General features: G+C 62.4%; 11 protein-coding genes. 1 reads left to right on the forward strand and 10 read right to left on the reverse strand.

The genetic code is table 11. From position 1 onward, the window contains the following. The first annotated feature begins 9 nt into the window (after positions 1-9). The gene (locus CCR95_RS19870) at positions 10-1782 is read left to right on the forward strand and encodes an EAL domain-containing protein (protein WP_242523367.1); all 1773 of its coding nucleotides are present in this window, start codon (positions 10-12) and stop codon (positions 1780-1782) included. 2 nt (positions 1783-1784) lie between these two features. On the opposite strand, the gene CCR95_RS19875 is transcribed toward CCR95_RS19870, so the two are convergent. The 10 genes from CCR95_RS19875 to CCR95_RS19920 all read right to left on the reverse strand — a co-directional run bounded on the left by CCR95_RS19875 (position 1785) and on the right by CCR95_RS19920 (position 10571). After that, complete coding sequence (locus tag CCR95_RS19875) at positions 1785-3695, reverse strand: class I SAM-dependent DNA methyltransferase (RefSeq protein WP_201097728.1); 1911 nt, start codon at positions 3693-3695, stop codon at positions 1785-1787. Positions 3696-3702: 7 nt separating this feature from the next. Next, positions 3703-4107, reverse strand: a complete 405-nt coding sequence (locus CCR95_RS19880) for a type II toxin-antitoxin system VapC family toxin (protein WP_201097730.1) — start codon at positions 4105-4107, stop codon at positions 3703-3705. Next, positions 4104-4355: a type II toxin-antitoxin system VapB family antitoxin gene (locus tag CCR95_RS19885; RefSeq protein ID WP_201097732.1), complete on the reverse strand. Its 252-nt coding sequence runs from the start codon at positions 4353-4355 to the stop codon at positions 4104-4106. Before CCR95_RS19885 ends, CCR95_RS19880 begins: the two co-directional genes overlap by 4 nt. Before the next feature lie 117 nt (positions 4356-4472). Continuing rightward, positions 4473-4646 carry a hypothetical protein gene (locus tag CCR95_RS19890; protein ID WP_201097734.1) on the reverse strand — a complete coding sequence of 58 codons (174 nt, stop codon included), beginning with the start codon at positions 4644-4646 and terminating at the stop codon, positions 4473-4475. Further along, on the reverse strand, positions 4643-5293 hold the full coding sequence (locus tag CCR95_RS19895) for a Fic/DOC family protein (protein ID WP_201097736.1): 651 nt from the start codon (positions 5291-5293) through the stop codon (positions 4643-4645). Before CCR95_RS19895 ends, CCR95_RS19890 begins: the two co-directional genes overlap by 4 nt. Beyond that, positions 5290-6450, reverse strand: a complete 1161-nt coding sequence (locus tag CCR95_RS19900; protein ID WP_201097738.1) for a restriction endonuclease subunit S — start codon at positions 6448-6450, stop codon at positions 5290-5292. The genes CCR95_RS19895 and CCR95_RS19900 overlap by 4 nt, the downstream gene beginning before the upstream one ends. Beyond that, positions 6447-8861 (reverse strand): DEAD/DEAH box helicase family protein, encoded by a 2415-nt coding sequence (locus CCR95_RS19905; RefSeq protein ID WP_201097740.1) that lies wholly within the window; start codon positions 8859-8861, stop codon positions 6447-6449. Before CCR95_RS19905 ends, CCR95_RS19900 begins: the two co-directional genes overlap by 4 nt. 35 nt (positions 8862-8896) lie before the next feature. Further along, positions 8897-8983: a BrnA antitoxin family protein gene (locus tag CCR95_RS26475; RefSeq protein WP_420825677.1), complete on the reverse strand. Its 87-nt coding sequence runs from the start codon at positions 8981-8983 to the stop codon at positions 8897-8899. 60 nt (positions 8984-9043) lie between these two features. Beyond that, a complete protein-coding gene (locus tag CCR95_RS19915) occupies positions 9044-10105 on the reverse strand; it encodes a linear amide C-N hydrolase (RefSeq protein ID WP_201097742.1) in 1062 nt (353 codons plus the stop codon). 31 nt (positions 10106-10136) lie between these two features. Further along, positions 10137-10571: a hypothetical protein gene (locus CCR95_RS19920; RefSeq protein ID WP_201097744.1), complete on the reverse strand. Its 435-nt coding sequence runs from the start codon at positions 10569-10571 to the stop codon at positions 10137-10139. Positions 10572-10646: the final 75 nt, after the last annotated feature.

Genomic DNA, 10646 nt, shown 5'->3' on the forward strand with positions numbered 1-10646 from the left:
GCGATCCCTATGAACACCGAAGCGAAACCGACGCAACGGACCAACCGCGAACCGCTCACCGGGCTGCCCGGTCGGGCGCTGATCCGCGATCGGCTCGCCAACGCCTTGCAGCGTTCGCGGCGCAATGGCTTGAGCCTGGTGGTGCTATTCGTCGATCTCGACGGCTTCAATCGGATGCACGACAGTCAGGATCAAAGCACTGGTGACCGTCTGCTCAAGACCGTCGCCGAACGGCTGACCGAACAGATCCGGCCGGGGGACACCGTGGCGCATCTCGCCAGAGACGAGTTCCTCATCCTTTGCGAGCAGATCGAACAACCGGCCACGCTGTCCGCCCTGGCCGATCGGCTCAACGAGGCGCTGCGTCAGCCATTCGAGTGCGACGGGCGGCGACTGCTCGTGACGGCCAGCATCGGGCTCGCCGTCGGTCACGGCAATTCCCATTCCGCCGACGAGCTATTGAGCCATGCCGAGACGGTGATGTCGTCGGTGAAGGACGAGGGCGGCGACGGCTGGGAGTTTTTCAGTCCCGGTCAGCACGACCAGGACCAGCGGCGGCTCGCCATCGTCAATGGTCTGCGCACCGCGATCGAGCGCAACGAGCTGTCGACCCGTTTTCAGCCCATCGTCGTCGCCGAGAGCGGTCGCATCGTCGGCGCGGAACTGCTGCTGCGCTGGCACCCGCCCGAAGGCGAGATATCGCCCGCGGTCTTCATTCCGATTGCCGAGATGACCGGCGCCATCGTGCCCATCGGCGCCTGGGTCTTCCGTCAGGCGTGTCTGGCCGAGGCGGATTGGCGGCGACGCTGGGGCAGCGAGGCGCCCTATGTGTCGGTGAATGTCTCGCCGCGACAGTTGGGCAAGGACTCGCTGGTCGAGGAGTTTGCCGCCATCCTGCGCGAGACGGGGGCGGACCCGGCGCGCCTGCTGCTGGAAATCACCGAGACCGCGCTGATGGCGGATGTCGAGCTGAATCTGCGGATCCTGCGCCGCTTAACCGAAATCGGTTTGCGGGTGGCGGTGGACGATTTCGGCACCGGCTATTCCTCGCTGGCGCAATTGACGCGCCTGCCGGTCTCGGTCCTGAAGATCGATCGGGCCTTCGTCGATGGCCTCGACAAGCGTCCGGAGAACCGCGCGGTCATCCGCGCCGTGATCGGGCTCGGTCGCGCCCTCGGGCTAAAGCTGGTCGCGGAAGGGGTCGAGACCGACGCCCAGCGGCGCGAACTCCGTGCCTATGGCTGCGAGTTTGCCCAAGGCTATTATTTTCACCGTCCGCTCGGGGAGCCGGCGTTCATCGACACCCTGGAGCGCGAGCGTCAGGGCGGCGCGCCGGACGCGGCGGCGCCACTCTATTTTCTGATCTATGTCAGCCAGGCGACGCCGCCGATGACCGGGGCGACGTTCGACGCCCTGCGGCAACAATCCAATTCCTATAATCGCTCGACTGGCCTGACTGGCTGCCTGCTCTATCAGGATGGCCTTTTCATGCAGATGCTCGAAGGCCAGCGGGAGGTCGTGTCCGCCCTGATGGACAAGGTCATGACCGACCCGCGTCACCGCGACGTGCGCATCGTCATGGAGGGTCCGGCGCGACGGCGCGTCTTCCTGGACTGGGGCATGGCGGTGCGCGACCTGACACCCGGCCCGAACGAACCGGATTTCACGCCCTGGCCCGGTCGCCGCTTGAGTTTCCGCGATCTGGCCGAGGATGCGCGGACCTGCTACGTCTATCTCACCGCCTTCGCGGGCTGCGGCATGTCGGAGGGAATCAGGGCCTGACGTCAATCGCCCGCCGCCAGCAGCGCGGCGAGCCTGGCCAATGCCTCGGAGACGATGCGTCCCTGCGCCTCGATATGGCCGATGATCTGTTGCGGGGCGCGGGTATCCGTCTCCACCACAGCCGTTGGGTTGACGGCCTTCAGATCGAACACGGCGGCATCGATGTCGGCCGCCGTGGTTTCCAACTCGCGGACGGCTTTGTCCTGTTCCAGAATCCGCGTCGTCAGCGCCGACAGATCGGCATCGCTGGCCTTGTCTTTCTTCAGACGCTTGAGCTGCTCCTTCAAATCCACCACGGCGGCTTTGATCTGTGCGGCCTCATCGAGCCGGGGCTGCATCTCGGCGCGGGCCTTGGCGCGGCGGGCGGCGAAATCCACCGTCCAGGAGTAGCGGCTGTCGCCCTCGGGCTTGCCGCGCGCTTGCAGCAGACGGGCATAGCTGGGAAAAGGCTTGCCCGCGTTGGCCTCGTCGGCCTGCCAGTCGGCGGTGAGGATGGCGGGCAAGTGCGCGTCGGCCAGCACCGCGCCGTCCGCGTCAAAACCAAAGTGCGCCAGCGTCAGCGGGGTTTTCTTGCCGACTTTCACGGAAGACAGGTCGTAGTACCAGATTTTCCCGGTCTTCCGGCCCTTGGTGAAGAACAGCAGATTGGTTTTCACGCCCGCGCCCGCCGTGGAGAACACGCCGCCGGGCAGGCTGAGGATGGCCCACAGATCGCACTCGTCCACCAGCTTGCGCTTGGTCTCGACAAAGGCGCTCTCGTTGGTGCGGAACAGCAAGCCCTCGTCCAGCACGATGGCGCAGGTGCCCTCGGGCGCCAGCTCGCTCAGGATGTCCTGCACGAACAGCACCTGGGTGGCGCTGGTTTCATAGGCGAAGTTTTTCTGCGCGTCACGGCCTTCCTTGCCGCCGAAGGGCGGGTTGGTGAGGATCACGTCGAAGGTCTTGGGCGCCTGGTCGAACAGTGCCGCATAGGTGGCGCGGCGGGTCAGCGCGTTGCCATGCCAGAGATTGGGCTGGTCGATGCCGTGCAGCACCAGATTGGCCAGCGCGATCGGGAACACCAGGTTCTCCTTTTCGCGTCCGAAAAAGGTGTCGTGCTTGAGGGTGTCGATGTCGGTGCTGGTCGCGCTTGGCCCCAACTGGCGGGCGATGTGCTCATAGGCAATCGCCAGAAAACCGCCGGTGCCGCAGCAGGGGTCATACACCGTCTGTCCCAGTTGCGGATTAACCGTGTGCACCATGGCGCGGATCACCTCGCGCGGGGTGAAGAACTGGCCGCCATCGGAGTTCTTCTCGCCCATCTTCAACAGCAGGTCTTCATAGACCTGCGACAGGGTGAAGAAATGCCGGTCGTCCACATGGTCGATGTGGATCTGATGCACCTTGTCCAGGATGTCGCGCAGATTGGCCTCGCTATCGACGCGCACCTTGTCCACCGCCGTCATGGTGCGGCCCATGATGCGCTGCTTGCGGCTGGCCGCCGGGTTGGGCAGACCGGTGAGGGTGTCGATGTCCAGGCTGTGCAGATGCGGCAGCAGTTCCTGGTTGATGAACTCGAACAGCTTGCCGTCGCCCGCCGCAAACAGTTCCTGACGCTTCCAGCCGCAAGGCTTGCCCTCGGGTGTTTGCGGGTGCTCGGGCTTGTCGGAATAGGGGGCCGCCCAGTCCTGCCAGCGGTAAGAGCTGCGCAGCGCGGGCGAGAAATTCGCGCCCACGGCTTCGGCCCTTTCCCGCGCCCTGACTTCCTGGGCGTCGAGAATGCGCAGAAACAGAATCCAGGTCAGCTCCGGCACATACTGCAAGGCGCTGGCGCAGTTGGAGCGGCGCATCACATCGCAGATGCTTTTGACGAAGGCCGAGAGGGATTGGGTCGAGGCGATGGTTTTGGGCGACTTGATCGTGTTGCGTGGCATGGCAGGATCAATCCTGCATCGACGGGTTTGTCGTCGCCCAGGCGACGTCCAGGCGCGCGGTCAGTGCGGCCAAGCGCTTGTCCAGCGTCCACAAGCGTGCGCCGGGCGTGAGCTGCGTGGCCGCCAACAAGGCGATGTCGACCATTCCGCAACCTTGGCCGTAGAGTGCTTCGCGCTCGATAAAGGCCAGCAATTCTGCGGTGTTGGCCTGCCGCGCCGAGCGCAAGCGCGCCAGATCGGCTAACGTGCGCTCGCGTGGGGCAGGCGGGGTGCCGCAGGCCAGTTCCAGTCGCACAAAGGGATGCGTCAAGACGGCGTCCTGCGCCAGCAGGCGCGTCAGTTGGGCGTTGCCGTGACGGAAATGATCGATCCAAACGCTGGTATCAACCAGCACGGCGACGGCGGCGATCATGCGGTTTCCGGCATGTCGCGGCGGCGCGGAACCTCGGGCATCTCGGGCATCGTGCCACCCAGCGCGGCCAGCCGTTGCCCGGCTTGTACGCGGATGAAGGTCCGGATGGCCTCGCGGAACAGCTCGGCCTTGTCCATGTCGGGGTCGGCAAGTTCGAGCGCCTGTTGATACAAGGTGTCATCGATTGTGACGGTGGTACGCATGGCAAAGCTCCTGATGTTGGCGTCGATAATGATGACATATTGCATCAATACAGGCATCGAGTCAGCGGCGGATGGATGCAGACTTGCGCGTTCGCCGGCTGCTGATGCGGGCGTGTCGAGTGGGGTGAGTTGCGGTTGTCATCGTTTGATTTCTCAGTAACACTACATTTGGGCTTTGGCAAACGGAGGGGTGATGAAAGATTCGTTGTTGGAATGCAATATGTGGTTGCGCGATCCAAAGCGGCGCGAAGCCGCCATGCGCCTGAGTGCGGCGAGTTCGTCCGCCATCGAAGGTATTTTCAAACCTTTCAGGGAAATGGAAGCAGAAACCGTCAAGCGCCCCTCCCGTAAACGCGCAAAGTCCGCACAATCACCCGGCTGAAACAGCGTTCCAACGGCGCGTAGTCTCGCTCGATCGCGGTCTGGATCGCGGCGAAATACGTTTGTCGGCCACGTCCTGACCAGACGGAAAAGTCCAATGGCGGCAACCCAGCTTGCAGCGCCATCAGCCAAGCCAGCAACCGCGCACAGCGTCCATTGCCTTCGCGAAAGGGGTGAATCAATACCAATTCAGCATGGATACGCGCCAGAGCCGCGATCAGCCGTGCGTCGTCCACTCCTCGGCATGGCGTATAGGCTGTCAGCTCCTCGGCTTCCAACACCTGCATCAAGCGTGGCACCTGCGCAGCCGCCGCAAACACGAAACCGCCCTTGCTGACATTCACCTGTCGATACTGACCGGCCCATAGATAGATACCACCGAGCCAGCGCCCATGCAGTTCGCGGATATCAGCGGATGTGAAGCGATGGGATGGCCCGAAATAACTTACGGCCCACTTCTGCACCGCGATCAGCGCCTCGGATTCCACCTGTTGCATCTCGCGCACACGGACGATGCCGAGCCGATTGCGCAGCACCCGCTTTCGCGATCCAGGCTCGAATTCCGCTTCGATGCCATGGGCGCTATAACGGCTTTCGGTCATGCGCAGGCATCGAAAGCGTGGGCGAGGATTTTTCGCGGGAGCAAATCAATCTCGCTGAGTTTTTGTTCAATCGCGTTGCGTAATGGCCGTAATTCTTTTAATGCCGCAGAGGCTCTTGCTTGATCGGCAAAATTTGGCAGCTTTATCTCGCCCTCCGCAAGACGATTGAACAACATCCGTTCACGCACTGCGCCACGAGCAAGAGAAAGAATGCAGCGTTCACCCAGTGGCGAGCGCAGCCAGTGGTAAAACCAGCGCGAATCTACGATGCCTTCCTTACCTTGAAGCGCGACGTAATCGGGGCTGGTGATGCCTGGGATGTCATCTTCGTCCACGAAGGCGATTGAGCCGATCAAAATACGCATCGGGTTGTAAAACACCGTGCCTGGAAATGCTGGCTTGTACTTCGGTGCTTGTTTGCCGGGTGGCTCCTTGGCGGGAGCCAGACCGCCGCGCGTTGCGCCCAGCACTGGGTAGCTGGCCCAGTCTGAACCGATCCCTTTTTTGACTTCCTCTAACACGTCTCCAAGTGTCTGGAGACTTGACAGCGAATGCTTGATGCTGTCGAAAATGATGGCATCCGCCAGCCTGGTGGTTTCCTGTAACTGCACCCGCGCCGCCTGCCGGGCTGTTTCCACTTCGGTTAGTTGGGTTTTCAGACGGGTGGCAATGCGGCGCTGATCGTGTATGGACGGCAAGTCGATCGGCACTGACGTGATGACTCCCTGCGCAATGTTTCGCATGGAGTCACTGGTTCCGGTCGCGTAATGCTCGATGTGTCTGCGAGCTTTCGGGGCACGCAAGGCGAACAGAAGGTACTCCTTGCATGCGCGTTCCTCATCTATGACAAGGCGCAGCGTCTTGTCTGAAAGCAAGCGAAATGGGTAGTCGCGGTTAACCAGTACTACTGCCCCGACGAATTCTTTGGTGTTTGCCCTGGATATCAGCAAATCGCCTTTCCGGACGCGGTGACTCGCGTCTGGCATGTACTCACTATTCAGCGCCTTGGCTTCGTCAGGTTGGAAGTTCGACCATGTAACCGCGCTGACTTTCAGCACACCGAGTTCATCCGAGCGCGCAAGCACTTCAGCGGTCTGGAAGCTCTTGCCGGCTTGAATGTCGAGCAGCACATCGTTCAGCGTCAATTGATCGCTCATACCCCAAACAACCTCCCCTTAGCCTCGTGCATCACCCGCGCCGGCGCACCCAACCCCCGCAAGGCGTCCAGCCCGCCCGCCTGCCGGATCTCGGGCACCTCCCACAACGCCGGGGTTTCCAGCGCATCGGTGCCGCCCTGGGCGAACTGATGGCCGAGCCCTTTCAGCACGATGGCGGCCTTGTCGTCCATGCCGCTGAACCAGCTCTGGTTGTGGTCGATGAAGATCGCGCCGCGTTCGGGGCGCTTCAAGGCGCGGGCGTGGTAGCCGTGGTGGCCGAAAAAGTCGTAGAGGTCGAAGTCGCTCATCCGGTCGATTTCGCGGATCGCTTCCGGGCTGAAATTGTCGCCCAACAGGTGGTCGATGAGTTGGCGGCGCTTTTGCGTTTCGATCCAGAGGGCGCGGAAGTCATCGAGGTTGTGGGCCTCGGACAGCACGCGCTGAATCACTTCACGGCGGTATTTGTCCACCGGAATGCGCGCATCTCTTCCGTCGCGCAGGCCGAGAATGAAGCGTCCGTCGCCCGAAACCGAGACATAGGGTCCACGCATCTCGCCCACCGCCGGGCCGTCTCCGCCGACCTCACCGCCGCCGTTGCCGCCATCGTCTCCACCGCCCTTGCCGCTCCCGCCGGGGCGCGGCGGCCGGGTGATCAGGTCGGTGCCGAACAGACTGGTGACATCGGTGTAGTCATAGAGCCAGAACTTGTATTTCTGCGTCTCCTCATGGATGCGCGTGCCGCGCCCGACCATCTGGTAGAACTTGATGGGCGATTGCAGGTAGCGGAAGAACACCACGGCGTTCAGGCGCTCGATGTCGACGCCGGCTTCCAGCAGGTCCACCGTGCAGGCGATGAAGGCGCGCTCGCCAGAGCCGCGCATCGGCTCGATCAGGTCCGCGCCCTTGTTCGGTCCGCCCATGCATTTGAAGGCGTAGTGGTCCTTCGGCGTGTGGCCCTGTTCGTTGCACCAGCGGGTGTAGAGGTTGTTCAGGTGCTGGGCAACGCGGTCGGCGTGGATCTCGCGGGTGCAGAAGATGATGACCTTCTGTTCCGGCCCGCCGTTCTGGCACAACAACTGGAACAGGTCTTCACACATCCTGGGGGTGCGCAGTTCGATGAATAACTCGTCGTCGAAGTCCTTGCCGGTGTATTCGGCCTTGGTCAGGTCGGTTTCGGTCAGCGGTTTGCCGGTTTTGATGTCGCGCACGCCGGCCTTGAGGATCTCGGCCCTGGTGAAGGTGGCGCTGTCGATGCTGGCCTTGCGTTTGACGATTTCGCAGGCGGCCAGATAGCCGTCTTCCTGCGCCTGGATCAGGCTGTATTCGTAGACCGGTTCGCCGAAGTATTGGCGGTTGTTGGCGGTGATTTCGCGGTCTTCGGCGGGGGCGTTTTTGGCCTCGTGCAGTTGGCGCGGGGTGGCGGTGAGGCCAATGTGAATGGCGTCGGGGTTGCGCCTGAGCACCTCTGACCAGCGCCCCCAGGCGGAGCGATGGCATTCGTCGATGATGATGACGCTGAAGGCGTTTTCGCCGTAATGTTCGGACAGGAAGCTGGCAAAACCGTCGTCGTCATCCAGCCCGAGCGTTTGATAGGTGGCAATGTGGATCCGGGCATTCCGCGCGGCATTGTCGCCGCGTTCGGTTCTAACGAGGCGGGCGTTGTCGCCGAAGGCGGCCTTGAGCTTGGTGTACGCCTGTTCGCGCAACTCGTCGCGGTCACAGAGAAACAGCGCGGGTTTGGGTAGTCGACCCGCCTGGCTCATGCGCCACAGCAGATTGGTGGCGATGATGGTTTTACCCGCACCGGTGGCGAGCGCCAGTAGGACGCGGGCGGGTTCGTTGCGCAGATGGCAGAGGATGATTTTTTCAAACGCCGCGCGAATGGCGGCGTCCTGATAGTAGCGACTGAGCGCCCAGGCCGGGCTGTCGGCCTGAAACAGGATGGCGGCCTCCGGCTGAGTGAGATCGATGCCCGAGTCTTTGGCGTAGCGTGCCGAAAGCATGGCATGCGGCGGAAAATCGGAAAACGGAAACGGCCCGCCTTGCAGGCTGGTCACGCAATCGAATTCCCCATAGCGATGACCATTGGTGGCGAAGACGTATTTCACGTCGAAACGCTCGCAATCGGCATATCCCTTGGCCTGCTGCATGCCCGCGAGCGGGTCTTCGCTTTCTCGCTTGGCCTCCAGCACGGCGATGGGCAGCGGCTTGGGCATCACGCGGATTTGGATACAGAGCAGGTAGTCGGTGCGCCCCGGCCCCTTGCTACGGCGGCCCTTGGCCCCGGTGGGTTCGACGGGGGCAGGCGTCAGAATGGTTTCAAGCGTGATTTGCGCGCGGCTGACATAGCCTTTGGCGCGCAGCAGGGGGTCGATCAGATGGTAGCGGGTCTCCGCCTCGTTCATGCTCATTGCGTTTTCCCTTGTTCCGCTTCCTGATGAGGCGATCAACCATGGTGTTCGATGTACTCGCGCAGCGCCTCATTGATGCGCGTCTGGTATCGATCTCCCTGAGCCTTGAACCAGGTCAGCACGTCGGCTTTTCCTGGGATCGCCGAGTTGAACTCAGCTCTTTAGCCGCCGACTGCGCGGGCTCAATGCGGCGCCAGAAACTGGAATGCCTCGGCCTTCTTAAAGTGAGCCGTCTGGTCTCCACCGAGGCCGGGATTGTCATGGAGGGCGAGCTTGCGAACGCCCGAGCCGGCCTTGAAGTCGATCTGGTCGAGCCGGACCCAGACCAGACTGGGGCTCAAGGTGTCCTCGAAAAAATACACCTTGTTCTTCTGGTCCGCGACCGTGCGCCAGATGGTGGACGAGAGGTTGGGTTGGCCCGCCGTGCTGATCCCGCGGGGAACGCTGACGTTCCGCATCACGCTGAAGACCGCGGCGACCGCCTCGCGCGGGTCGGCGGATTGTTGGGTGGCATTGATGTAGAAGCTGGCGCGGGCGAAGCGGTCGGCGGCGCGATTGGTGCCCGGCAGCATGACGGTGCCGCCGATCTGCTGCCAGTAGGCGTTCAGGGCGAGTTGGTGGTCGTAGGTGGGCGAGTTGGTCATCACCTGGTACTGGCGACCGTGATGGATGACGAGTTTGCCGCCGATGTACTCGAAAATGGCCGAATCGCCCGAGGCGTCGGAAATGGACAGGTGAATCCTGCCCTCGACGCCGTTGGGCGCTACGACGACGACGGGTCGGAAAGCCTCCTGGCGCATCCCGGCGACGGCCTCCTCGACGGTGGCGAAGTTGTCGAGGACGTACTGCGTCCACGCGGCGATGGAGATCTGCGGGCGCGTGTCGCCCGGGTCGCTGGGATATTCACTCTCGACCAGGAACAGCAGGTTAGCCACGAGCCCCTGCTCATTCATGCCGTCGGCCGTGCCCGCTTCGTAGACTGAAGCGATCACGCTGCCGTACTGGCTGGTCCATCTGAAACCCTGGTCGCCCATCCCGCCATCGCGGGTCATCCCGCGCGGGAAGATCCAGAGGTTCGTCTGCATATCCTCAAGCCAGTCCATGCTCCTGCCGGTGACGGTCTGGCCCGCCTGGCCGAAGTAAACCGCGCGGCTACAGGCGGACGCGGGAGGAATCTGCGACATTGCACAGGATGCACCGAGCAACGCGATCAATGCGGATCTCCGCAACACCTTGTTGATCATGTCATATTCCTCATGGTGATCAGTTGACGGTCTATTTTTTCCTGATCCAGGCTCCAACCCCGACGACCGTATCGGTCGCGGTGACATGCCGATAAATCACATTCAGCCGGTCATCGTTGACGATTTCGCCATCCAGGAGGCCGTCCTCATCGGCAAACGCCACCGTCTTGTTATCCAGGCCGATGACGGCGATAAACTTTTCGCTCCCTCGCGGGGAGGTGAAGACGCCGTGCAGCACGCGACCTTGCTGCTTGTTGACCACGGCTTCTGCTTTAAGCGTACTGAACTCGCCACGGTGATGGGTGTTCTCCCGGATGTCCGGCCCCCTGGCGAGGACACCGCCTTCCGCTTCAACCGCCCAGGTTCCGACCAGATTGGGGATACCGGAATCGGCGGCGCACAGTCCGCTACCAAGCAACCATCCAGCAAGCGCGAGGCCGAAGGCGGATGTCTTGAGCGTGTTCATCGTTTTCTCCTGACGTGAGGAAATGGGTGTGATCAGACACGAGCCTCGCGAAACGGATCGCGGGGAGGTGAACGA

Origin of the sequence: Thiocystis minor, assembly GCF_016653465.1 — a bacterium.
In the GTDB taxonomy this organism is placed as follows: domain Bacteria; phylum Pseudomonadota; class Gammaproteobacteria; order Chromatiales; family Chromatiaceae; genus Chromatium; species Chromatium minus.